Below are 21,095 nucleotides of genomic sequence, written 5' to 3' on the forward strand. Positions count from 1 at the left end.
TCAAAGCCTCTTGAGCGGCAACAGCCGCACCCGGTCCAACAGCGCAACAAGGCGTGTGACGACCGGATAGAGCGCAAGCGAGACGAGCGTTTGCGGCAGGATCACGAACGGCAAGGGGTAGCCGGTCGCGATGCCCGCCAGCACGGAGCCGAGGAACAGATAGGCTGCGATAAGAGCGCATGCCGCGAGCCAGTCCTGAGCAAACCCGCGCCACAGGAATTTTTCGTCGATCAGTTCCATGGCCAGCATGGTGCCCGACCAAAGCACGACCCCCGAACCGAACGGCATCCCGGAATAGAGATCGTCGAAAAGCCCGAGCGGCAGGCCTGCCCACAATGGCAGCATGCCGGGCCGCATCATCCGCCATGCCAGCATCATCATGTAGGCAAGCGGGGGCATCACCGGGGCCGATGAGATTATTGGCGAGAAACTCGCCATAGAGGCCAGCATAATCGTCGCCCAGGGCAGTCCGACGGCGAGCAGGGGCAGGGGCGCGCGATTGATCCGCTTGCGGGCCAAGACCTCCCCGGTCTCGTCCAGATGGCGCAGGTTCACTGCTCCGGTGCGGCGTTCGTCGCGCCGTCCTTCTCGATCTGCTCGATCTGCGTGTGCGCTTCGCCGCTGTAGGCGGTCTCCACGACCACAAACTCGTTGTCGGCCGGATCGGCCGCAAGATGACCGGTCGCTCCATCACGGTGCGGATCGGTGGCAACGGCAACAGGGATGCCCGGGGGATATAGTCCGCCGGAGCCGGACGTGACGAACACATCGCCCTTGCGGATCGGGTTCACGCCCTGGTTGATCAGGCGGATGTCGATGCGCCCGTTCGATGCACCCTGAACGAAGGCCGTCAGCCCGTCCTTTGCGCGCTTGACCGGCACCACGTTGTCGGGATCGGTCACCAGAAGTACGCGCGCGGTGCCGGGGCCAGCCTCGATCACCCGCCCGATCAGGCCAGAGGCCGCGCGGACCGGCTGTCCCGGCTGCACGCCGCGCGCGGATCCCGCATCGATGATGGCAAAGCGGCGCGTGCTTGCCGCAGTCGATCCGATCAGATGGGCGGTGGCGACAGGCTTGCGGGCAGGATCGACAATGCCGAGCAGTGCCTTGAGCCGCCGGTTCTCGTCCTGCAATGACTGCATCGATACCGCGTTCGCTCGGGCGGCCTCAACCTCGCGGCGTAGTTCGGCATTCTGCCGGCCTGCATTGAAATAGGCACCGACCGCGGCAAACACGCCTTGACCGGTAGACCGGCTTTCCGCGCTTGCCCGTCCGAGCGGGCGCGCTGCCTCTGCAGCAGCACTGCGGGCAAAGGAGAATGCATCCGGATTGATCAGCGATGTCACGAGCACGGCAATTCCCGCCACGACGCCAAGAATGGCGATCACGTAGCCGGTGAAAATCCCGTACTGCGCCCTGCGCGAATAGCCCGGGCGCCGGTCCTGCGACCGCGCCATCCGTTCACCCCTTCAAGCCGCAGCGCTTTTCGGCGCTGCGATGCAACCCGTAACCGTCCAGCTTCACGCCGTCATCAGCACGCCGCGATAGATCGGATCTTCCATCGCACGCCCGGTGCCGAGCGCCACGCACGAAAGTGGGTCTTCGGCAACGCTCACAGGCAGGCCGGTCTCTTCGCGCAGATGCTCGTCCAGGCCGCGGATCAACGCGCCACCACCGGTCAGCACGATGCCCTGGTCGACGATGTCGGCCGCGAGTTCCGGCGCGGTGTTCTCCAGAGCGATGCGCACACCTTCGACGATTGCGCCGATCGGTTCGGACAGCGCTTCGGCGATGTTGGCCTGCGTGATCGTGATTTCCTTGGGCACGCCGTTCACAAGGTCGCGACCCTTGATGTGGATCGTTTCGCCGATGCCGTCAGCCGGAGCTGTGGCGATGCCGTAGTCCTTCTTGATGCGCTCGGCTGTGGCTTCCCCGATCAGCAGGTTGTGATGGCGGCGTACGTAGGACACGATGGCTTCGTCCATCTTGTCACCGCCCACGCGCACCGAAGTGGTGTAGGCAAGGCCGCGCAGCGAAAGTACGGCGACCTCGGTCGTGCCGCCGCCAATGTCGACAACCATCGAGCCCACCGGTTCGGTCACCGGCATGTCGGCGCCGATCGCCGCAGCCATCGGTTCGAGGATCAGATAGACTTGGCTGGCACCGGCATTGCTGGCCGCGTCACGGATTGCGCGGCGTTCAACGCTGGTCGAGCCCGAGGGCACGCAGATCACGATTTCGGGGTAGCGCAGCAGGCTCTTCGATCCGTGCACCTTGCGGATGAAGTGCTTGATCATTTCCTCGGCCACTTCGATGTCGGCGATCACGCCATCGCGCAGCGGGCGGATCGCCTCGATGTTGTCCGGGGTCTTGCCCATCATCATCTTGGCGTCATCGCCCACGGCCTTGACGCGCTTGATGCCGTTGATCGTCTCGATGGCGACGACGGAAGGTTCGTTCAGTACGATTCCGCGATCCTGGACATAGACCAGCGTATTGGCCGTTCCGAGGTCGATCGCGATGTTCTGCGAGCCAAATTTGAAGAATCGGGAAAAGATCGAAGCCATCTAGAAATCCGTGATAATCTGCGGTTTGACGCACGGGCACGCGCCAGACCCCTCCAGAAAGTGCGCCCGGGAAGGCGGCTCATTAGCAGGCGAACCGGGCAAAGCCCATGGGTTTGTGCGGCTTTGGACGGATAACTTCACCGCTTGTCTCGAAATAAATCGGCTTCGGCGCTAGGGTCACTCAACCCATGCGAGTCATCCGCCGCCTTCCTGAAACTTTGATCAACCGCATCGCCGCCGGAGAGGTGGTCGAACGGCCTGCAAGCGCGCTCAAGGAACTGGTCGAAAACGCCATTGATGCCGGTGCAGGCCACGTCCATGTGCGCCTGTCCGAGGGTGGCCTGGCGATGATCGAAGTCTCGGATGACGGCTGTGGCATGCGGCCTGAAGAGATCGAACTCGCGCTCGAACGCCACGCCACGTCCAAGCTTCCCGACGAGGCCATCGAGATGGTCGAAACGCTCGGATTCCGAGGAGAAGCCCTGCCGTCGATAGCCTCGGTTGCCCGCGTCACCATCGAATCCCGCCCGCTAGGCAGCGCCGATGGCTGGAAGCGCGTGGTCGACAATGGGACGATGATCGCGGAAGGACCTGCCGCATTGCCGCCCGGAACCCGGGTGCGGGTGGAACAGCTGTTCGAGAAGATCCCGGCCCGTCGCAAATTCCTGCGCAGCCCGCGCTCCGAATGGGCGGCTGCTTCTGATGTCGTCCGCCGTCTCGCCATGGCGAGACCGGACCTTGGCTTTACGCTGGAGCACGATGGCCGCCGCGCGCTCCACGTGCAGGCGGGGGAAACGCTGGAGGCACGCGTGGCCCAGCTCGTTGCCCGCGAACTGGCCGGCAATTCGGTCGAGGTCGACCTATTCCGGGGCGACTATCACCTCACCGGCATAGCGGGCCTGCCCACCTACAATCGCGGCGTGGCAGATCATCAGTACCTCTTTGTCAATGGCCGCCCAGTGAAGGACCGGCTGCTGATCGGTGCGGTGCGTGGTGCCTATGCCGACATGCTGGCGCGCGATCGCCACGCGGTGCTAGCGTTGTTCCTGCAGGTCCCGGCCAGCGAGGTTGACGTCAACGTTCACCCCGCCAAATCCGAAGTCCGCTTCCGCGATCCGGCACTGGTGCGCGGCATGGTCGTCTCCGGCCTCCGCCACGCGCTGTCGACCGGTGATCAGCGCAGCGCTCAGGCCCCCTCGGCGAGCGCCATGGCCGCCTGGCAGGCCGAACCCATCGCGCCGCCGCCTCCGTCACCGCAAGGCAGCATGTTCGGCCAGCAATGGCGTCCCGAACCTCTTGTCAGCGAGGCGGGGCAAGCGTGGCGTGGCTATGAACAGTCGGTCATGGCCCCGCTGCAGGCGCGGGCGGAAGTCGCCGCAGAACCTGTCGTCGCAGCCGCAACGCATCCGCTGGGCGTCGCCCGTGGCCAGATTTCCAACACTTATATCGTGGCCGAAGCTGAGGACGGCCTTGTCATCGTAGACCAGCACGCCGCGCACGAGCGTCTGGTGCTTGAACGTCTGCGCGCTGCCGGAGCAGGGCAGGGCAATGCGCCCGCACAAGCGCTGCTGATCCCGGAAGTGGTGGAACTGGAAGAGGTCGCCTGCGACCGGCTCGAGGAAGCCTCGCCCAAGCTCGCCGAATTCGGCCTCGCCCTCGAACGCTTCGGCCCCAACGCCATGCTCGTACGCTCGGTCCCCGCAGCGCTGGCCAAGGGCGATCCTGCAAAGCTCGTCGCCGATGTGGCGGATGATCTGGCGCACCACGGCGATGCTTTGCTGCTCGGCGAGAAGCTCGATCTCGTCCTCGCCACCATGGCCTGCCACGGCTCGGTCAGGGCAGGGCGTCAGCTTTCGGTGACCGAGATGAACGCCCTCCTGCGCGAAATGGAAGTCACCCCACGCTCGGGCCAGTGCAACCACGGCCGCCCCACGTGGGTCAAGCTGGCGCACGGGGACATAGAAAAGCTGTTCGGGAGAAAGTGATGCTGCACGGATCTTCGCGTATCGCCCTGATGTCATTGGCAATCCTGGCCGCGTCCGCATGCTCCGAAAAAGAGCCTTCCGATGCCGAGGCCATTGCCGCCGTCAAAGCCGCGCAGGATGGCAAGCCTCCGGTCAAGCCGCTCGATCTGCAGCCGATCCTCTATCCCGATATCACGCAGAACAAGCTGCACGGTACCGGTTGCGCATTCGTCGCCGATGGTGGCGGGCTGGGGGCCGTGTTCCTCGCGCAGGACAAGCGCGGGGTGATCAAGTATGGCGATCGCGTTCAGGTCCTCGCGCCAGACGCCGGTTCGGCCAAGATGCCCAAGGGCAGCTTCTCGCGCTACACCGGCAAGGAGAACGCGGTCACGCTCACCACCGTTGGTCCTGTCACGCCTGTAGGGACGACAGAGCAGTTCAAGGGCAAGATGGTGGTAACCGACGCTTTCGAGCGTCCCATCTATGAGGCGACCGGCGACGTCCAGTGCAAGGCGATCTGAACGGTCAGGCCGCCGCTTCGGCCTCCCGCACGCGGATCAGACCGATGGACTTCATCGTCATCACGACCACGCCGTCCTGATTGTAGACCCGCACGTTCGAGCGGAAGCTGCCCATTTCCGGACGCGACGCACTGCGCTTTTTGTCGACGATCTCGGTTTCGACGCTGAGCGTGTCGCCGGGGTAAACCGGCTTGAGCCATCGTATCTCGTCCAGTCCCGGCGAGCCAAGCCCGGCCTGCTTGCGCTCCTTGAGGTTCTCGACAAGCATCGCCATGGTCATTGCACACGTGTGCCAGCCACTGGCGGAGAGGCGCCCGAAATGTGTCTGCGCTGCCGCCTCGTCACTCAGGTGGAACGGCTGCGGATCGTACTTCGACGCGAAGTCGATCACCTCCTCTCGCGATACAGCATAGCTTCCGAAGCGCTGGATCGCGCCGGGTTCGATATCTTCGAAGTACATCATCAGGCCATCGTTGCCGTTGCACAGGGCAATGTCAATCGATCGGTTAAAGCGTGAAGCGGCCCAATCGCCGCGTTGCCGGTACAGGGTCCGGGATGATCCGGTACCGTGCCGTGATCAGGCTGAACACGCCGAACAGCAGCAACCCGGCGGCAATCAGCAGGAAGGCCGTTTCCATTTCTCTGAGATCGTTGATCGCTCCGCCGAGCGAGACCACCTCGCTACTCCGACCGAACCATGCCGTCCGCAGCAAGGACCAACCGATCAGGTCCATGACCACCGCGCGCGCGGCGTGTCCCGCGCGCCCGATCCAGCACGTGGCCGCAGGCGCGCGTGACGACAAGTTGCGCATGAAGTGCGCGGTGATCGCGGTCTTTGCCTGAAACACGGCTGCCACAGCCAGTCCCGCACCGACAATGCCGAGCAGCGCCTCGCCGAATGGCACGTCGAGGACGCTTGCCGCCATTTCCGCCGATTGGTCCTCGCCCGCATTTCGCGCGCCACTTGCGATCTTGGCTGCGGTCCATGCCATCGCGCAGTGCACCAGCGCGCTCGCGAAATAGCCGATGCGGAGCATGACGCCCTTGGCCGAGTTGCCCTTGCGCTCGATGTCGAACACCGCCGCCGACAGGCGATAGATCACATAGCCCACCAGCCCGGCCGCAGCTGCGCCCAGAACGAGCGCGCCTCCCGGTATTGCATGCAGAACCCGGAAGATATCGCCCGCGCCGTCATCGACATCCGATTTGCGTGCGGTCAGCGCGAGATAACCAAGCAACACATAGACCAGCCCGCGCGCGGCAAAGCCTAGCCTCGCCAGCCACACCACCTTCTCGGACTTGTCGACCACGCGCGCTCCTCTCTCCCGTTACGGGGGAGGAACGCGCGAGGGCTGATACGGTGCCGCAGTCTGGCCTCAGGCCATCGAGGGCATGGCGAGCATCCACAGTGCCATGGCAACCATGACCACGTTCTCTGTCAGTGAAACGAAGCCCAGCGGCACCCGCCCGGACCCGCCCACGCAGGCGCACTTCAGTTCACGCTTCTGGATATAGACGGCGTAGAACACCGATACGCCCCCGATCGTCCCGATGAACAAGGCAATCGGGATCGAAAGCCAGGGCAAGGCACGCGCTGCCATCAGCACGCCGGCCAAAGCCTCTCCGAAGGGATAGAGATAGGCGTAGGGAACCCAGCGCCGCGCCAGCAGGTCATAGCCGAGGAACATCGTGGCGAAGCGGTCGACGTCCTGCAGCTTAAGCATGGCAAGCAACGCCATGGCGAAGGCGACGAACCATTCGATGGCCCGCCCGGTAAATGGCGTGGAGAAGACGGCGAAGCTGACGGCGATCGCCAGCGCTCCGGCAATTGCGAACACGGCCAGGACCGGCACGTAACTTACGGCATCGGGATCGGCGACTTTGAGGCCGAGAAACCTGCGCGTGTCGTCGTGCCCGCCGATGCGCTTGCCATCGATGAGCACCTGCGGCGTCGTTTTCACGCCATGCTCTGCCCTGAACGCGTCGGTTTCCTCGCGTGTGCGTAGCCAGTGGTCCTCCACGCGGTAGCCCTTGCTTTCCAGCAGGTGCTTCACCTTCACGCCATAGGGGCAGATGTGATTGGGCATTACCATGCGATGCAGCACGGCGGTTCGATTCGGGGTCTGTTCGTTTGTCATGCGAAGACCTATACCTTGCGTACCATGGTACGGAGTCAAGCGGTATGGCAATGACGATCTCGCAACTCGCCAAGGGCGCAGGCGTCGGCGTCGAAACGGTGCGCTTCTATCAACGCAAGGGCCTGCTCGATGATCCCAGACCCAGCCGCACCGGCAGGGAGGGGCAGAAGCACTACGGCCCCGAAGACCTGCGCCGCCTGCGCTTCGTCCGCAGCGCGCAAGCGGCTGGCTTCACCCTTTCGGAAATCGCCGAGCTTCTGGCGCTCGATGCCGGGCACGACCGGCCCCGCGCCCGCAAGATGGCGCGCACGCGGCTCGAAGCCATCGATCAGGAAATCGCCCGCCTCGAAACGGCACGCCAATCATTGCGCAAGCTCGCCCGCGAATGCGCCATGGGCGATGCGGGGCCTTGCCCGATCATCGCCGCGTTCGAGAGCTGATCGTCAGACGTTGAACTTGAAGTGGAGGACGTCGCCGTCCTTCACAACGTATTCCTTGCCTTCCTGGCGCAGCTTGCCGGCATCGCGCGCTGCGCTTTCACCGCCGAGGCTGACGAAATCGTCGTAGGCGATGGTTTCGGCGCGGATGAAGCCGCGCTGCATGTCCGAGTGAATCTCGCCCGCAGCCTCGGGCGCCTTTGCGCCCTGATGCACGGTCCATGCCCGCGCTTCCTTGGGGCCGACGGTGAAGAAGGTGATCAGATGCAGCAGATCGTAGCCTGAGCGGATGACGCGGGCGAGGCCGGTCTCATGCAGGCCCATCTCCTCGAGGAACACGGTCCGCTCCTCGGCGTCCATGCCCACCAGTTCGGACTCGATGGCAGCCGAGACGATCACGGCATTGGCACCTTCCGCCTTGGCCTTTTCGAACACGCGGGCGGAGAAGGCGTTGCCATTCGCCGCGCTCTCTTCCTCGACATTGCAGACGTAGAGCACGGGCTTGGCCGTCAGCAACTGCGCCTGCTTGAACACGCGCAGTTCTTCGTCATCCTTGGGCTGGGTCAGGCGCGCGGGCTTTCCTTCGCGCAGCAGTTCAAGCGCCTGTCCGAGCACCGATGCGATGATCTTCGATTCCTTGTCGCCCGCCTTTGCCTTCTTTTCGGCCGCCGGAACGCGCTTTTCTAGGCTTTCGAGGTCCGACAGCATCAGCTCGGTCTCGACCGTCTCGGCGTCGGAAATCGGATCGACCTTGTTGTCGACGTGCTGGATGTCATCATTCTCGAAGCAACGCAGTACGTGGACGATGGCGTCCACTTCGCGAATGTTGCCAAGGAACTGGTTACCCAGGCCTTCGCCCTTCGAAGCCCCGCGTACGAGCCCTGCGATGTCGACGAAGCCCAGCTGGGTCGGGATGATCTTCTGGCTGCCTGCGATCTGCGCCAGCTTGTCGAGCCGGGGATCGGGCACGCCGACATTCCCGACGTTGGGTTCGATCGTGCAGAACGGATAGTTCGCGGCCTGCGCGGCCTGCGTCTCGGTCAGCGCGTTGAACAGCGTCGACTTGCCGACATTGGGAAGGCCGACGATCCCGCAACGAAAACCCATTTTCAAACTCCTTGGCTGGCCGCGCCTTTAGCGGGCCGCAGTGGATTTGGAAACCTTCACGGAAATTTCAGGGATTGGGCGCACTAAGCGCTTCACGCGTGGAGAGATTTGCGATGAAAAAGCTGGCGTTCCTAACACTGCCGCTGCTGCTGGCGGCTTGCACCGACAGTCCGCAGGAGCGCGCCGAGCGAGCGCGCAGATCCTTCGAGGCGCATGATTATCGCGCGGCGCAAGTCGATCTCGCGGCCGCGCTCGAAGCCAGTCCGCAAGACCCTGCGCTGCTCGAACTCCACGCGCGCAATGCGCTGGCCATGGGTGACGGCATCGCGGCGGAAGCCTCGCTGGCCATGCTGCCGGAGGGCAAGCGCCCCGCAGACTTTTCACTGCTGATGGGTGAGGCCGATCTTCTTCGCGGCATGCCCGACGATGCGCTTAGCTCCTTAGGTAGCGAATCTTCACCTGCTGCGCAGCGTCTGCGGGCGCTGGCGCTGATGGCCAAGGAAGACCGCGAAGGAGCAGCCAAGGCCTTTACCGCTGGCGCTGCGGGCAAGCCCGATGCGCGGCTGCTTTCAGACTATGCGCGGTTCATGCTGATGGGCGGCGATGTGAAGCAGGCCCGCGCACTGGCGGACCGCGCCAAGGCGGCAGATCCCGGCATAATCGATGCGCTGCTGGCCGATGCCGAAGTTGCCACGGCAGAAGGTCGTCTGGCGCAGGCGCTCGCAGGCTATGAGGCCGCTGTCGATGCCTACCCCGGCAATCTCGCAGCGCTTGCAGGCAAGGCGGCGGTGTTGGGCGATCTTGGCCGTACGAAGGACATGGACGCCGTCCTCAAGGCTCTGGCCGAGGTCAAGGGGGGTGGGCAGGTCGCCTATCTGCAGGCCCGCGCAGCCGCGGCGCGCAGCGACTGGCAGACCGTACGTAGTGTGCTTCAGGCCAACGAAGCCTCGCTCGTGGGCAAGGATGAAGCAACCGTGCTCTACGCGCAGGCCCTTGTGCAGCTCAAGCAGCCCGAACAGGCCCGCGCCAAGCTGCAGCCTCTGCTGACGCGCAACCCCGGCAGCGCAACCCTCCGCCGCGAACTCGCCAAGGCGCAGCTTGCCGCAGGCGATCCACGCGGCGCTGTCGAGACGATGCGGCCATTTGCCGAGGTACAGACCGCTGATGCCGAGGACTTGCGCCTTCTTGCCAAGGCAGCGGAAGCCTCGGGAGACCCGGATGCGGCAAAGCTCGCCGAGAAGGCAAAGTTCCCCTCTGCGCAGGCCATGGCCGCAACGCTGGCACAGGCCGATACGGCGATGAAAGCGTCCAACTGGGGCAATGCGATTGCCGCCTACGAGCGCTTGCTCGCCGTCACTGACGGCAAGAACCCGCTTGTCCTCAACAACATGGCCTATGCGCAAGGGATGGTAGGCAACAAGACCAAGGCGCTGGAGTTCGCCGAGCGGGCCTACAAGGCCGCGCCCACGAGTGCCTCGGTTATGGACACGCTTGGATGGCTGCTGGTCGAGACCGGCAAGGACCGTTCGCGGGGACTGTCCCTGTTGCGCGATGCGGTGGCCAAGGCTCCGGACAACGCAACCATCGCAGGGCACCTGCGCAGCGCCGAAAAGGGCTGAGCGCAAACGAAAAGGGAGCCTGCTTGCGCAAGCTCCCCTTCCATAACCCTCGTTGCGCGATCAGGCTGCGAGCGCGATCCGGCGCGGAGCCGTCTGGCGACGACGTGCCAGTGCCAAGCCGACCAGGCCAGCGCCGAGCAGGCCAAGCATGCCCGGCTCGGGAACCGGCGTGCCGCCCGTGGAGCCGCCAGTCGAACCACCGGTGCTGCTGAGCGTGCCTGCGCCGCTGGCCGAGCTGATGCCGGGAACGCCGGTGATCGACTGGTAGCGCACATAGAAGTCGCTCAGCGTCAGCGAGTTGACCGGCTGCGAGAAGCTCAGCGTGAACGAACCCGTTCCGCTCTGGCCGAGCGTCAGGCCACCGCTGCCGCCGCCTGCGCAGCTGCCCGTCTGTGCGTCCTTGAAGCAGACGTCGACCGTGCCGATGCCGTTGGGATAGTTCGACGACAGCGTGGTGTAGGAGAATGCACCGGTGCTGCTGGCTGACGAGATGTTCGGATCGGTGTTGAACGCGAAGCTCGAGATGCGCGAGTCGGTTACCGGCGACGAACTGGTGTTCGCCACGCTGTAATCGAACGTGTAGTCGTTGCCCGAAACGCCGGTCAGCTTGAACGTGGTCGAACCGGTGAGGCCGTCGATGGTCGTGCCATTCGAGAAACCGTTGTAGTTGAGCGAGAAGCTTGTGCCGATGTCGCCCGAGCCGAGCGTCACGGAATCTGCAAAAGCGGGTGATGCGACCGCCATGGCCGCGCTGGCAGCAAGGCCGGCAAGAACTTTCCTGAGGGTCATCGATTCTGCTCCCATGAACCGAAATTCGGTTAATCGTTACGAAAGCAATGCCTGTGCCAGTTGCGGATTTCAGCCATTTGTAATGATTAACGATATTGCGAGCGTAAGCTTTTCCGACAGCCACGCTGCTTTTTCCCAAGGCCCTTTCACCAAAGATTCAGTGCTCGCTGGCAAAAGCACCGGCATGAGATCGCATCATGCTCTTGCCTTGCTCCTTGCGCTTTCGGCATGCGGTGAAGACGCCGGTGATCGGCTGGACCGTGCCCGGCGCGAAATTGCCGGAATGGAACTCGCCGCAGCGCGGGTCGATCTTGCTGCAGCGCTGGCCGAAAAAGGCGATGATCCCGCGGTGCTCCGCCTGCTGGCCCAGGTACAGCTGCAACTCGGTGATGGCGATGGCGCGGCGGCCACTGCATCGCGGCTCGAGCAGGCAGGGGTTACTGGACCCGAGCTTTCGCGGATCAGGGCGGAGGCCAGTCTGCTGCGCGGCAATGCCGAAGAGGCGCTGGCCTTGCTCGGTGCTGACCGGACGCCGGATGCCGAGCGCGTCCGTGCCGCTGCTCTTATTCAGAAGCAAGACGCAGTCGGCGCGCTTGCGGCGCTACGCAGAGGAGCCGATGCTGTCGCGAATGCACTGCTCCTGCGCGACTATGCTCGGTTTCTGATTGATTCACAGGATCTGGACGGTGCGGCGCAGCAGGTGGCGGCGCTCTCGCGCCTGCAGCCGGACGGCTTCGACGCTCTTATGCTGGGGGCCGACATTGCCTCGCGCCGCGGGCGTTATGCAGAGGCGCACAGCTATCTGGAAAAGGCCGCCTCACGATATCCGCGCGTGCCCGATCCCTTGATTGCCCGGGCAACGCTATTCGATCTTGAAGGCAAGCTGGACGACGCAATCGCGATGACGCTGCGCGCGGCCTCCGTTGCGCCCGATGACGTTCGGGTGCGCGATCTCATGGTGCAGTTTGCGGCGATGAAAGGCGAATGGGAGAAAGTGCGGGACCTGTTGGCCAGAGACGAGCGCAATCTCGATCCGCTTTCGGCCAACGGCCTCAGCTATGCCGAGGCCATGCTGCGCACCGGGCATCCTGAACAGGCACGCGCGATGTTCCAGCGCGCGCTGACACGATCGCCCAACAACCCCTTTTCAAGAATGATGCTGGCCGAAGCCCAACTGGCGACGGGTGATGCCCGTTCGGCCTTTGCCACGGTCTGGCCGCTGGCAAGGAGCACGATGGCCGGGCCACGCGAACTCGACCTGGCGGCCAAGGCGGCCGAGGCGGCAGGACTTCCTGAAGCAGGAGTAATCCGTGCGAGGATTGCGGCGGCGCAGCAGGGGCTTTCCCGGAAGTTGTCCGAGCAGGGGCAGGCAGCGCTGGCCCGGGAAGACTGGGGTGCGGCCGCCGAGGCCTATGGCCAGTTGGCCCAGATGGGCGAGGACGCCGAGGTGATGAAGCGCCTTGCTCTGGCCCTGAGTCATTCCGGCAAGGCTGACGATGCGATCCGGGCGGCGGACAGGGCGCGCGCCCTGACGCCCGAAGATCCCGATACGGCCTATATGGCCGGACTCGTCCGGGCGAGAGCAGGGCGCGATGGCGCAACAGCCGTGGCCCTGCTTCGACAGGCGAGCGAAGCTGCGCCGGACAATGTCGTGTTCCGGCGCGCGCTTGCGCGGTATCAGGTGCGCGAAGGGACCTGATACCGGTCGTCTCCGATCAGGCGCGCGGCTTGATCCTGCGCGAACGGGCATAGCCGACGCCAATCAGGCCAAGAGCCATCATGCCAAGCATTCCCGGTTCCGGAATGGGAGTGCCGCCCGAAGAGGTCGTCGTTCCGCCGGAACTGGTGGTGGTCCCGCCGCTCGTCGTCGTCGTGCCTCCCGAAGTGGTTGTAGTACCACCCGAAGTTGTCGTGGTGCCACCCGAAGTCGTTGTCGTGCCGCCCGAAGTGGTCGTCGTACCGCCCGACGTCGTGGTACCGCCCGACGTCGTGGTGCCACCCGAGGTCGTTGTACCGCCGCACAGGCTGGACCCGCCGCTGTGTCCGCAGTTGCAGTAGTGCTTGTGCTTGAACAACCAGAGCGCGTTGGCCGGCGTTGCTGCAGAAAGTCCTGCCAAGGCTGTTGCAGCGATAACGATTGAGCGAATGTTCATCTAAACCCCCGTTGGTTAATCACGGTCTGCTCAATGCTCTGCAAAAGTGATGCCAAATTATAAATATCAGGGGGTTAGATCGTTAATGAAAGAGTAGATTTGCAGCTCTGTAAGGCGGAGCGACGAATTGCGTTTCCCGATTGTTTCCCCGCGCTCAATTCTGCTGGCGCAGCGCCACGTCGTTCATGAAACGAATGTCATCTTTCGTGGCCAGCCAGCTTGCTTCGGAGGCTACGGCTCCCAGCATGTCGACCAGATCGTCCTGTTCCGCCTTGGCGAACGGTCCGAGCACGTAGCCGGTGACACGGTCCTTGTGCCCCGGATGCCCGATACCTAGGCGCACGCGGCGGAAATCGGCACCCAGGTGCTGGTCGATCGAACGCAGCCCGTTGTGGCCCGCGGTGCCGCCGCCCTGCTTCACCTTCACCTTGAACGGGGCAAGGTCGAGCTCGTCGTGGAACACGGTCAGCGCGTCGATCCCGAGCTTGTAGAACCGCATCGCCTCGCCCACCGAACGGCCGCTCTCGTTCATGAACGTGGCGGGCTTGAGCAGCAGGACCTTCTGGTTGCCGATCCTGCCTTCCTGCAGCCAGCCCTGAAACTTCTTCTGCACCGGCCCGAAGCCGTGCACCTCAGCGATCGTGTCGAGCGCCATGAAGCCAACGTTGTGACGGTGCAGCGCATACTGCGGTCCGGGATTACCGAGGCCGACCCAGAGTTGCATGTCTTTGCGGTTCCTTTGACAGGCGTCTGCAGGGCCTGATAGCGGATGAGGCGCCTGTGCCAATATCCTTCGACAGGCTCAGGATGAGCGGCGTTGGTCAGAAAGCGAGATTCACCCGCTCATGCTGAGCTTGTCGAAGCATCCCGCACGGGAAGCTGAAAAAAAGAACCCCTCCCGCACGAAACGGAAGGGGCTTCTTTTTCACGCGCCTGCCAAGGCAGGCGGCAAGGATGCCGATCAGGCGTCCTTGGTGGTGTCGCCTTCTTCGCTCTTCAGCGAGGAGGGAGCCACGATCGTCGCGATGGTGAAATCGCGGTCGGTGATCGCGGGCTTCACGCCTGCGGGCAGGGTGACGGCGCTGATGTGGATCGAATCGCCAACTTCGTAGCCCGAAACGTCGACGATGATGTCGTCGGGGATCGAGTCAGGCGAGCAGATCATTTCCAGCTCGTGACGGACGACGTTAAGGATGCCGCCCTTCTTGAGGCCGGGCGACTTCTCTTCGTTGATGAAGGCCACCGGCACGTCCACGTGAACGACCGAGTCCTTCGAGATGCGCAGGAAGTCTGCGTGCTGCGGACGGTCGGTCACCGGGTGGAAGGCGACGTCCTTGGGAAGCGTGCGGATGGTCTGACCACCGACAGTGAGCTCGACGACCGAGTTGAAGAAGTGGCCGGTGCCCAGCGCCTTGTTCAGCGCCTTTTCTTCAAGGTGGATCGCGATGGGTTCTTCGTTGCCGCCATAGATCACGGCGGGGGTGCGGCCTTCGCGACGCAGTGCACGGGAGGCTCCCTTGCCAGCCCGATCGCGCGTCTCGGCCGACAGATGCAGCGTTTCGCTCATGTGTCAGTACCTTCAGCTATGTTTAAACACACTTCCTCCACCACGCCTCCAGGGATGACCATGACAGGGAAGCGGCGGCCCATAGCGGGTTTGCGCGGAAATGCAAGGGTTGTGGGGTTTGGTTCGCTAAGCCACACCAGATCCTCCCTGTTTTGCCGAAGGCCAAACGGGAGGGGAACCGCCCGCGCAGCGGGTGGTGGAGGGGAAAAGTCCCAACGTCAGCCTGCGCCTGTCACCTCCCCGTTTGTGCTGCGCAAAAACAGGGAGGAATGACGTTTCTTCAAGGCACCCGCTTGATCGTCCACCCGCGCGCCATCATCAGGCGTTGCAGGCTGTCCGAGCCTGCCAGATGCGCCGCGCCCACGGCGACGAAGGGCTTTGCGCCCGCCTTCAGCATCGCATCCAGCTGGTCCGCCCAATTGCGATTGCGGTCGGTCAGCAGCGCCTGATGCAAACCTGCGTCGGCAAGGAATCCCTCATTCGCCTCGCGCGCAATGCCAAGATCATCGCCGCGCAGCCATAGCGAGACCATGTCGGCTTCCTCGTCCTTTTCGCTTGCAGCCTCCACCGTCACTTCCTGCAGCAGCACCTGCTGCTGGCGCGGGGGCAGGGCGTCGAACACGCCGAACTGGCTGTGGATCGTCTCGAACCCAGCAACCGGCTTGCCCGCCGCCAGCTTGCGCAAGGCAGGCTCTGCGCCACTGTCAGGATCTGCCCCGGCCTTCTGCCCCGCAATGGCGGCAAGCTGCAGCGCTACCGCCCAGCTTTCGGTATCGGCAAAGTCCGCATCGGAAATGCCAAGCTTGCGATAGACCTCGGCCAACTTGGTCCGATACGCAGGCGCAAGGCGCTGCGAGGGCGGGGGCAGGCCTTCGGTTCCGGCCAGTTCCGCCAGCGCATCGCCCGCCGTCTTCTGATCCAGCTGCTCGGCAATCTCGAGCACCAGCCGGTCCGACCGCGCCAGTGCATCGCCCACCGCAGGCCGCAGCCACTTTACTTGCGGCGGCAGGGCGTGGACGGTGCCGAACAGATAGCCGCGTACCGCCCCGGTCTTGTCTTCGATCTGCCAGAGCGCGACGCGCGTGTCCGGCTCGGGCGCAGGCTTCCCGCGCTCCATCCACGCCATGGCCATGCCCAGCAGCAGCGCCGGAACGATGGCCCACAACAGGCGCGGGAGGAAGCGGGAGAACTGCGTCATTGCACGCGAGTGGAGGCGAAGCCTTGCGCCTTGAGCAAGTCCTGCACGCTCTGCGCCCCGGCCAGATGGCCAGCACCGACCGCGATGAACACCGTACCCGGCTGGTCCAGCCGCTTGGCGATCCACGAAGCCCAGTTGCGATTGCGCTGGTAGAGCAGCGTCTCGGCCAGTTCCGGATCGTCCATGTTCTCGTTGATCAGCTTGCCAAGGCCTTCGGGATCGCCCGAACCCCATTCGTCGGTCATCGTGCCGATGATCGCAAAGCTCTTGTCGAAATCGCGCACGGCTTCCCCAAGGAACTTCAACTGCGCCTCACGCGGCAGCTGGTCGAACAGGCCAAGCTGGTAATCGACCGTCTCGAGCGCGCCCAGCTTCTTTCCCTTGGCAATCGCGGCCTTGCGCAGCACGGCTTCTACGCCACTGTCCGCGCCATATCCGGCCATGGCGTAAGGCATCACACCCAGCGTGATCCCGGCGAGCCACGGCTCCAGCCGATCGAACGCCTCTACCGGAATTTTGAGCTTCGCCAGCAGCGCTTCATAGGCCACGCGATCGGCATCCGGCATCATTGAACGCAGCGTCTCGCCATTCAGCAGGCCCAGCGCCAGGACCGTTTTCTGCTGCTCAGCCGCAGGAACTTCGGGAATCTCGGTGATCAACTCGCCCGAACTGTCGAGCGCCTTGCCCACCGGCCCATCGAGCCAGACCAAGCCCTTGGGCAGCGCATGGATCGTGCCGAACAGGTAGATCGTAGTGTCAGCATCGGCGACTTTCCACAGCGCAGGCTTCAATTGCTTTGGTGCAGGCGCCGCAGCTGCAGTCTTTGCAGCAGGAGCTTCGGCATGAGCCGAGCCGGTAAAGGCAAAGGCGGCCAGCGCAATGGCGGCGGTGAGGGTGCGATATGCGCGTGTCATGATCAGGCTCCTTTTGCCCGGAAACAGGTTGCAGGGGAATGAAGGGATGCGAAAAGGCGTCAGAGATAGCGCTGGCGGAACCAGACCACCGCCCAAACGCCCATCGTGGCGAAGTAGAGCGCCGTGCCATCGGCGGGCGGCAGGAACCCGCCACGCTCGCCCAGCCACCAGATCGGCGCCGCCGCGCTGTAGAAGTAGAGCGCCACCAGCGCACCGGTGCGGTAGGACTGCTCCTCGTGCTCGTCGATATTGCGGTGCCAGAACCACGTGATTGGCGCGAGGACAAGGACGATCAAAGCAATCAGCCCGGCGGCAATCCCTGCTGGCAGCGGACCTTCCATGAAGTCGAAGGGCTGCGAAGGCGCATCGCCTGAAAGGCTCAATCCGGCACCAACCGCCATGCCAATGACGCAAGCCACGGCTGCGCTCACGGTAGCGCGCTTGCCGCGCGGCGTGAACGGACCGTTCTCGCGATAATAGCGCCGGCCGCTGGCCCAAGCGAACCACACCGAGCCGAGCGTCAGGGCGGCAAACACCGCGATGATCACATAGCCTACCGGCTTGATCTGTTCTTCGCGCGAAAGAGCCTCGGTCAATCCGGCCAGCGCGCCCGAGAAAAAGACGGCACCCACAGTGGCGATGCCAAAGCGCATGGCCAGATTTGCGCCGCTCATCGGGGCGGCTTCGGTTTGGGCATTCTCGTCAGTCATGTTGGAAACCATCATCGAAGATCTCCTCGATACGAAGCTGGAACAGGCGCGCGATGCGGAAGGCGAGGGGGAGCGAAGGGTCGTGCTTGCCCGTCTCGATCGCGTTCACCGCCTGGCGGGACACGTCGAGCTTGAGGGCAAGGTCGGCCTGGCTCCACTGCCGCTCCGCGCGCAAAACTCTCAATCGGTTGTTCATGTCATGCTGACCTGTCCATATGTCAGGTTATGCTGACAATATGTCGCGATTCGCTGACTATGTCAAGATAACCTGACATGGATGTAAAAGCGCCGCTTCCCGGTTGATTTGGCGGCCCTCATCGGCCAAAGCCGCGCGACCATGGCCGACACCAAACTCAAGCCGCTCAGCCTGCAGGACATGATCCTGCGCCTCCACAGCTTTTGGAGCGAACAGGGCTGCCTGATCCTCCAGCCCTATGACATGCGCATGGGGGCAGGGACCTTCCACACCGCCACCACCCTGCGCGCGCTTGGGCCAGAACCGTGGAACGCGGCTTTCGTGCAGCCCTGCCGCCGCCCGACCGACGGCCGCTATGGCGAAAACCCCAATCGCCTGCAGCACTACTACCAGTATCAGGTGATCCTGAAGCCGAGCCCTGAGAACCTGCAGGAGCTGTATCTGCAGTCGCTGGTCGAGATCGGCATCGACCCGCTGGTCCACGACATCCGCTTCGTGGAAGACGACTGGGAATCCCCCACGCTCGGTGCATGGGGCCTCGGTTGGGAAGTCTGGTGCGATGGCATGGAAGTCACCCAGTTCACCTACTTCCAGCAGATGGGCGGCTTCGATTGCAAGCCCGTCGCGGGCGAGCTGACCTACGGCCTCGAACGCCTCGCCATGTACATCCAGGGCGTCGACAACGTCTATGACCTGGCTTTCAATAACCACGGCGTGACCTACGGCGAGGTGTTTCTCGAGAACGAGAAGCAGATGTCGAAGTGGAACTTCGAAGTCGCCGATACCGACAGCCTGTTCGAAGGCTTCCGCCGCGCCGAAGCCGAATGCGTCCGCAGCCTTGAGGCGGGCGTGCCCATCGCCGCCTACGAGCAGGCGATCGAGGCCAGCCACCTGTTCAACCTGTTGCAGGCGCGCGGCGTGATCTCGGTACAGGAACGCGCCAGCTACATGGGCCGCGTCCGCGATCTCGCCCGCGGTTCGTGCGAGGCCTACATGGAAAAGAACGCCGATCAGTGGGCGGCCAAGTACCCGGAGTGGAGCAAGTGACCGATTTCCTTCTCGAACTGCGCAGCGAGGAAATCCCGGCCCGCATGCAGGCAGGCGCCCGCGCCGATCTCGAAAAGCTGTTCCGCAAGCAGTTGGACGCCGCTGGCCTCAAGGCGGGCGAAATCACCGTCTGGTCCACCCCGCGCCGTCTCGCCCTGATCGCCCGCAATCTGCCGCTGGCGACCGAGGCCGTGTCCGAGGAAACCAAGGGCCCCAAGACTTCCGCGCCCGAACAGGCCCTCGAAGGCTTCCTGCGCAAGACCGGCCTGTCGAAAGATCAGCTGACCGAACGCGATGGCGTCTGGTTCGCCGTCACCGAAAAGCCCGGCCGCGCCACCAGGGACGTGCTCGCCGAAGCCATCCCCGCGATCATCCGCGCCTTCCCATGGCCCAAGAGCCAGCGCTGGGGCGCAGCCTCGCTCTCCACCGAATCCCTGCGCTGGGTCCGCCCGCTCTCCGGCATCGTCGCCATTCTCGGCGAAGATCTGGTGGAATGCGAAATCGGCGGCGTGAAGTCCGGCTACGCCACGCGCGGCCACCGATTCCACCACGACGGCGAGATCACCATCGGCAGTGCGAACGACTACGCCGAGAAGCTCCGCGCCTGCCACGTGATCGTCGACCATGTCGAACGCGAGGCGATGGTGCGCGAAAAGGCCAAGGCTGCGGCGGAAGCTGCGGGCCTCGTGCTGGTCGAGGACGAAGGTCTGGTGATCGAGAACGCCGGCCTCACCGAATGGCCGGTCCCGTTGCTCGGCCGCTTCGACGAGGCGTTCCTCGACGTGCCGCCCGAAGTCATCCAGCTGACCGCGCGTGTCAACCAGAAGTACTTCATCTGCCGTGACATCGCAGGCAAGCTCGCCAACGCCTTCGTCTGCACCGCCAATATCGAGGCAAAGGACGGCGGCGCCGCCATCGTCGATGGCAACCGCAAGGTCCTCGCCGCACGCCTGTCAGACGCCCGCTTCTTCTGGGAGCAGGACAAGAAGAAGCCGCTGGCGCAGCAGGCGCAGAAGCTCAGCCGCATCACCTTCCACGAAAAGCTCGGGACGGTGGCCGACAAGGTCGAACGCGTCGCCAAGCTGGCCCGCTGGCTGGTGGAAGAAGGCATCGTCACGCCCGAACTCGCCAACCAAAACCTTCGTCATTCCCGCGAAGGCGGGAATCCAGCCGCCAACACTTCGCCAGAGTGGACCCCCGCCTCCGCGGGGGCGACGAAGGAAGAGTTGGCAGACCAGGCCGAACTCGCCGCCCGCCTGTGCAAGGCCGATCTCGTCACCGAGATGGTCGGCGAATTCCCCGAACTCCAGGGCCTGATGGGCGGCTACTACGCCCGCGCAGAAGGTCTGTCCGACGCCGTGGCAGACGCCATCCGTGATCACTACAAGCCGGTCGGGCAGGGCGATGACGTGCCGACTGCGCCAGTGACGGTGGCCGTGGCGCTGGCTGACAAGCTGGATACATTGTTTTCGTTTTTTGCAGTCGGCGAGCTTCCCACCGGGTCTAAGGACCCGTTCGCGTTGCGACGTGCCGCTCTGGGAATCCTATCCCTGCAAATCCAACACGGCCTTCGTTGGTCAATCGAGGGCCTTTACCGAGGTTGGGCGGGCATTGGCGGACACAACTGGTTGGCTGTTGCAGGCGGCCTTGAGCATGTGCGGCACTTCCTCGCCGACCGCCTCAAAGTCCAGCAACGCGAAGCAGGCGTCCGCCATGACCTGATCGACGCCGTGTTCGCCCTCGGCGGCGAGGACGATCTCGTCCGTCTCCTCGCCCGCGTTCACGCGCTGCAGGCTTTCGTCGGCACCGAGGACGGCACCAACCTGCACGCGGGCTACAAGCGCGCCGCAAACATCCTCAAGAAGGAAGAATACGCGGCCGTCGATGCGGACTACACCCGCGAGCCCGCCGAACAGGCGCTGGTCGATGCGTTGGATTACGCCGAGCCTGCGGCTCGTGGCGCAGTCGAAAGCGAAGACTTCGATTACGCAATGCGGGTGCTTGCTTCGTTACGCGCCCCCATCGACGCATTCTTCGATCAGGTAACCGTCAATGATGCGGACGCTAACAAACGTTCAAGTCGTCTTGCCTTGCTTGACCGTTTCCGTGCTGCAGTGCACAAAGTTGCGGACTTTTCGCGCATAGAAGGCTAAAGGGCGAGCCGAATC

General features: G+C 63.9%; 23 protein-coding genes. 8 read left to right on the top strand and 15 right to left on the bottom strand.

The genetic code is table 11. The features are described 5' to 3' along the window. The 3 genes from ACZ1JX_RS04900 to ACZ1JX_RS04910 form a co-directional block, all read right to left on the bottom strand. A complete protein-coding gene (locus ACZ1JX_RS04900) occupies positions 1 to 555 on the bottom strand; it encodes a rod shape-determining protein MreD (protein WP_465125652.1) in 555 nt (184 codons plus the stop codon). Continuing rightward, entirely contained in the window at positions 552 to 1,457 is a 906-nt protein-coding gene (gene mreC, locus ACZ1JX_RS04905; RefSeq protein ID WP_465125653.1) for a rod shape-determining protein MreC, read from the bottom strand. The genes ACZ1JX_RS04900 and mreC overlap by 4 nt, the downstream gene beginning before the upstream one ends. 63 nt (positions 1,458 to 1,520) lie before the next feature. Next, a complete protein-coding gene (locus tag ACZ1JX_RS04910; protein ID WP_144907129.1) occupies positions 1,521 to 2,567 on the bottom strand; it encodes a rod shape-determining protein in 1,047 nt (348 codons plus the stop codon). Between the two features lie 188 nt (positions 2,568 to 2,755). On the opposite strand from ACZ1JX_RS04910, the gene mutL reads away from it, so the two are divergent. Then, entirely contained in the window at positions 2,756 to 4,552 is a 1,797-nt protein-coding gene (mutL, locus tag ACZ1JX_RS04915) for a DNA mismatch repair endonuclease MutL (protein WP_465125654.1), read from the top strand. Continuing rightward, positions 4,552 to 5,052, top strand: coding sequence for a hypothetical protein (locus tag ACZ1JX_RS04920; protein ID WP_465125655.1), 501 nt, complete (start codon positions 4,552 to 4,554; stop codon positions 5,050 to 5,052). The genes mutL and ACZ1JX_RS04920 overlap by 1 nt, the downstream gene beginning before the upstream one ends. Positions 5,053 to 5,056: 4 nt before the next feature. Here ACZ1JX_RS04920 and ACZ1JX_RS04925 read toward each other — a convergent pair whose 3' ends face one another. The 3 genes from ACZ1JX_RS04925 to ACZ1JX_RS04935 all read right to left on the bottom strand — a co-directional run bounded on the left by ACZ1JX_RS04925 (position 5,057) and on the right by ACZ1JX_RS04935 (position 7,190). After that, positions 5,057 to 5,515 carry a MaoC family dehydratase gene (locus tag ACZ1JX_RS04925; protein ID WP_465125656.1) on the bottom strand — a complete coding sequence of 153 codons (459 nt, stop codon included), beginning with the start codon at positions 5,513 to 5,515 and terminating at the stop codon, positions 5,057 to 5,059. Positions 5,516 to 5,558: 43 nt separating this feature from the next. Beyond that, the gene (locus tag ACZ1JX_RS04930; RefSeq protein WP_465125657.1) at positions 5,559 to 6,362 is read right to left on the bottom strand and encodes a DUF1206 domain-containing protein; all 804 of its coding nucleotides are present in this window, start codon (positions 6,360 to 6,362) and stop codon (positions 5,559 to 5,561) included. Positions 6,363 to 6,428: 66 nt separating this feature from the next. Continuing rightward, a complete protein-coding gene (locus ACZ1JX_RS04935; RefSeq protein WP_465125658.1) occupies positions 6,429 to 7,190 on the bottom strand; it encodes a MauE/DoxX family redox-associated membrane protein in 762 nt (253 codons plus the stop codon). Positions 7,191 to 7,234: 44 nt separating this feature from the next. Between ACZ1JX_RS04935 and ACZ1JX_RS04940 the strand changes: the two genes are divergently transcribed. After that, positions 7,235 to 7,630: a MerR family transcriptional regulator gene (locus ACZ1JX_RS04940; RefSeq protein WP_465125659.1), complete on the top strand. Its 396-nt coding sequence runs from the start codon at positions 7,235 to 7,237 to the stop codon at positions 7,628 to 7,630. Positions 7,631 to 7,633: 3 nt separating this feature from the next. Here the strand turns inward: ACZ1JX_RS04940 and ychF are convergent, their stop codons facing one another. After that, complete coding sequence (gene ychF, locus ACZ1JX_RS04945) at positions 7,634 to 8,734, bottom strand: redox-regulated ATPase YchF (protein WP_465125660.1); 1,101 nt, start codon at positions 8,732 to 8,734, stop codon at positions 7,634 to 7,636. A 113-nt stretch (positions 8,735 to 8,847) separates the two neighbouring features. On the opposite strand from ychF, the gene ACZ1JX_RS04950 reads away from it, so the two are divergent. Next, the gene (locus tag ACZ1JX_RS04950; RefSeq protein WP_465125661.1) at positions 8,848 to 10,353 is read left to right on the top strand and encodes a tetratricopeptide repeat protein; all 1,506 of its coding nucleotides are present in this window, start codon (positions 8,848 to 8,850) and stop codon (positions 10,351 to 10,353) included. Positions 10,354 to 10,413: 60 nt separating this feature from the next. Here ACZ1JX_RS04950 and ACZ1JX_RS04955 read toward each other — a convergent pair whose 3' ends face one another. Then, entirely contained in the window at positions 10,414 to 11,142 is a 729-nt protein-coding gene (locus tag ACZ1JX_RS04955; protein WP_465125662.1) for a cistern family PEP-CTERM protein, read from the bottom strand. Positions 11,143 to 11,326: 184 nt separating this feature from the next. On the opposite strand from ACZ1JX_RS04955, the gene ACZ1JX_RS04960 reads away from it, so the two are divergent. Continuing rightward, positions 11,327 to 12,841, top strand: a complete 1,515-nt coding sequence (locus ACZ1JX_RS04960) for a tetratricopeptide repeat protein (protein WP_465125663.1) — start codon at positions 11,327 to 11,329, stop codon at positions 12,839 to 12,841. Between the two features lie 16 nt (positions 12,842 to 12,857). Here the strand turns inward: ACZ1JX_RS04960 and ACZ1JX_RS04965 are convergent, their stop codons facing one another. Next, on the bottom strand, positions 12,858 to 12,932 hold the full coding sequence (locus tag ACZ1JX_RS04965; protein WP_465126358.1) for a hypothetical protein: 75 nt from the start codon (positions 12,930 to 12,932) through the stop codon (positions 12,858 to 12,860). Between ACZ1JX_RS04965 and ACZ1JX_RS04970 the strand changes: the two genes are divergently transcribed. Further along, a complete protein-coding gene (locus tag ACZ1JX_RS04970; protein WP_465126462.1) occupies positions 12,922 to 13,200 on the top strand; it encodes a hypothetical protein in 279 nt (92 codons plus the stop codon). The genes ACZ1JX_RS04965 and ACZ1JX_RS04970 overlap by 11 nt on opposite strands. 249 nt (positions 13,201 to 13,449) lie before the next feature. Here ACZ1JX_RS04970 and pth read toward each other — a convergent pair whose 3' ends face one another. The 6 genes from pth to ACZ1JX_RS05000 all read right to left on the bottom strand — a co-directional run bounded on the left by pth (position 13,450) and on the right by ACZ1JX_RS05000 (position 17,880). Continuing rightward, a complete protein-coding gene (pth, locus tag ACZ1JX_RS04975; protein ID WP_465125664.1) occupies positions 13,450 to 14,019 on the bottom strand; it encodes an aminoacyl-tRNA hydrolase in 570 nt (189 codons plus the stop codon). A 237-nt stretch (positions 14,020 to 14,256) separates the two neighbouring features. After that, positions 14,257 to 14,862 carry a 50S ribosomal protein L25/general stress protein Ctc gene (locus ACZ1JX_RS04980; RefSeq protein ID WP_465125665.1) on the bottom strand — a complete coding sequence of 202 codons (606 nt, stop codon included), beginning with the start codon at positions 14,860 to 14,862 and terminating at the stop codon, positions 14,257 to 14,259. Between the two features lie 280 nt (positions 14,863 to 15,142). After that, positions 15,143 to 16,060 carry a TraB/GumN family protein gene (locus tag ACZ1JX_RS04985; protein ID WP_465125666.1) on the bottom strand — a complete coding sequence of 306 codons (918 nt, stop codon included), beginning with the start codon at positions 16,058 to 16,060 and terminating at the stop codon, positions 15,143 to 15,145. Beyond that, positions 16,057 to 16,974, bottom strand: coding sequence for a TraB/GumN family protein (locus ACZ1JX_RS04990; RefSeq protein ID WP_465125667.1), 918 nt, complete (start codon positions 16,972 to 16,974; stop codon positions 16,057 to 16,059). Before ACZ1JX_RS04990 ends, ACZ1JX_RS04985 begins: the two co-directional genes overlap by 4 nt. A 59-nt stretch (positions 16,975 to 17,033) precedes the next feature. Beyond that, positions 17,034 to 17,699 (bottom strand): hypothetical protein, encoded by a 666-nt coding sequence (locus ACZ1JX_RS04995; RefSeq protein ID WP_465125668.1) that lies wholly within the window; start codon positions 17,697 to 17,699, stop codon positions 17,034 to 17,036. Continuing rightward, the gene (locus ACZ1JX_RS05000; protein ID WP_039331181.1) at positions 17,677 to 17,880 is read right to left on the bottom strand and encodes a helix-turn-helix transcriptional regulator; all 204 of its coding nucleotides are present in this window, start codon (positions 17,878 to 17,880) and stop codon (positions 17,677 to 17,679) included. Before ACZ1JX_RS05000 ends, ACZ1JX_RS04995 begins: the two co-directional genes overlap by 23 nt. Before the next feature lie 141 nt (positions 17,881 to 18,021). On the opposite strand from ACZ1JX_RS05000, the gene ACZ1JX_RS05005 reads away from it, so the two are divergent. After that, a complete protein-coding gene (locus ACZ1JX_RS05005) occupies positions 18,022 to 18,927 on the top strand; it encodes a glycine--tRNA ligase subunit alpha (RefSeq protein WP_465125669.1) in 906 nt (301 codons plus the stop codon). Further along, positions 18,924 to 21,080 (top strand): glycine--tRNA ligase subunit beta, encoded by a 2,157-nt coding sequence (gene glyS / locus ACZ1JX_RS05010; protein WP_465125670.1) that lies wholly within the window; start codon positions 18,924 to 18,926, stop codon positions 21,078 to 21,080. Before ACZ1JX_RS05005 ends, glyS begins: the two co-directional genes overlap by 4 nt. The last annotated feature ends 15 nt before the right edge of the window (positions 21,081 to 21,095 follow it).

The organism is Novosphingobium sp. BL-A-41-Hi4A-0G (assembly GCF_055521735.1).

Bases quoted from the DNA above. Each gene is read 5' to 3' on its own strand.
- ACZ1JX_RS05005 (WP_465125669.1), top strand. From the start codon at position 18,022: ATGGCCGACACCAAACTCAAGCCGCTCAGCCTGCAGGACATGATCCTG.
- ACZ1JX_RS04920 (WP_465125655.1), top strand. From the start codon at position 4,552: ATGCTGCACGGATCTTCGCGTATCGCCCTGATGTCATTGGCAATCCTG.
- pth (WP_465125664.1), bottom strand. From the start codon at position 14,019: ATGCAACTCTGGGTCGGCCTCGGTAATCCCGGACCGCAGTATGCGCTG.
- ACZ1JX_RS04955 (WP_465125662.1), bottom strand. From the start codon at position 11,142: ATGACCCTCAGGAAAGTTCTTGCCGGCCTTGCTGCCAGCGCGGCCATG.
- mutL (WP_465125654.1), top strand. From the start codon at position 2,756: ATGCGAGTCATCCGCCGCCTTCCTGAAACTTTGATCAACCGCATCGCC.
- ACZ1JX_RS04995 (WP_465125668.1), bottom strand. From the start codon at position 17,699: ATGATGGTTTCCAACATGACTGACGAGAATGCCCAAACCGAAGCCGCC.
- ACZ1JX_RS04935 (WP_465125658.1), bottom strand. From the start codon at position 7,190: ATGACAAACGAACAGACCCCGAATCGAACCGCCGTGCTGCATCGCATG.
- mreC (WP_465125653.1), bottom strand. From the start codon at position 1,457: ATGGCGCGGTCGCAGGACCGGCGCCCGGGCTATTCGCGCAGGGCGCAG.
- ACZ1JX_RS04940 (WP_465125659.1), top strand. From the start codon at position 7,235: ATGGCAATGACGATCTCGCAACTCGCCAAGGGCGCAGGCGTCGGCGTC.
- ACZ1JX_RS04980 (WP_465125665.1), bottom strand. From the start codon at position 14,862: ATGAGCGAAACGCTGCATCTGTCGGCCGAGACGCGCGATCGGGCTGGC.
- ACZ1JX_RS04960 (WP_465125663.1), top strand. From the start codon at position 11,327: ATGAGATCGCATCATGCTCTTGCCTTGCTCCTTGCGCTTTCGGCATGC.
- ACZ1JX_RS04985 (WP_465125666.1), bottom strand. From the start codon at position 16,060: ATGACGCAGTTCTCCCGCTTCCTCCCGCGCCTGTTGTGGGCCATCGTT.
- ACZ1JX_RS04970 (WP_465126462.1), top strand. From the start codon at position 12,922: ATGCCAAGCATTCCCGGTTCCGGAATGGGAGTGCCGCCCGAAGAGGTC.
- ACZ1JX_RS05000 (WP_039331181.1), bottom strand. From the start codon at position 17,880: ATGAACAACCGATTGAGAGTTTTGCGCGCGGAGCGGCAGTGGAGCCAG.
- ychF (WP_465125660.1), bottom strand. From the start codon at position 8,734: ATGGGTTTTCGTTGCGGGATCGTCGGCCTTCCCAATGTCGGCAAGTCG.
- ACZ1JX_RS04925 (WP_465125656.1), bottom strand. From the start codon at position 5,515: ATGATGTACTTCGAAGATATCGAACCCGGCGCGATCCAGCGCTTCGGA.
- ACZ1JX_RS04990 (WP_465125667.1), bottom strand. From the start codon at position 16,974: ATGACACGCGCATATCGCACCCTCACCGCCGCCATTGCGCTGGCCGCC.
- ACZ1JX_RS04910 (WP_144907129.1), bottom strand. From the start codon at position 2,567: ATGGCTTCGATCTTTTCCCGATTCTTCAAATTTGGCTCGCAGAACATC.
- ACZ1JX_RS04950 (WP_465125661.1), top strand. From the start codon at position 8,848: ATGAAAAAGCTGGCGTTCCTAACACTGCCGCTGCTGCTGGCGGCTTGC.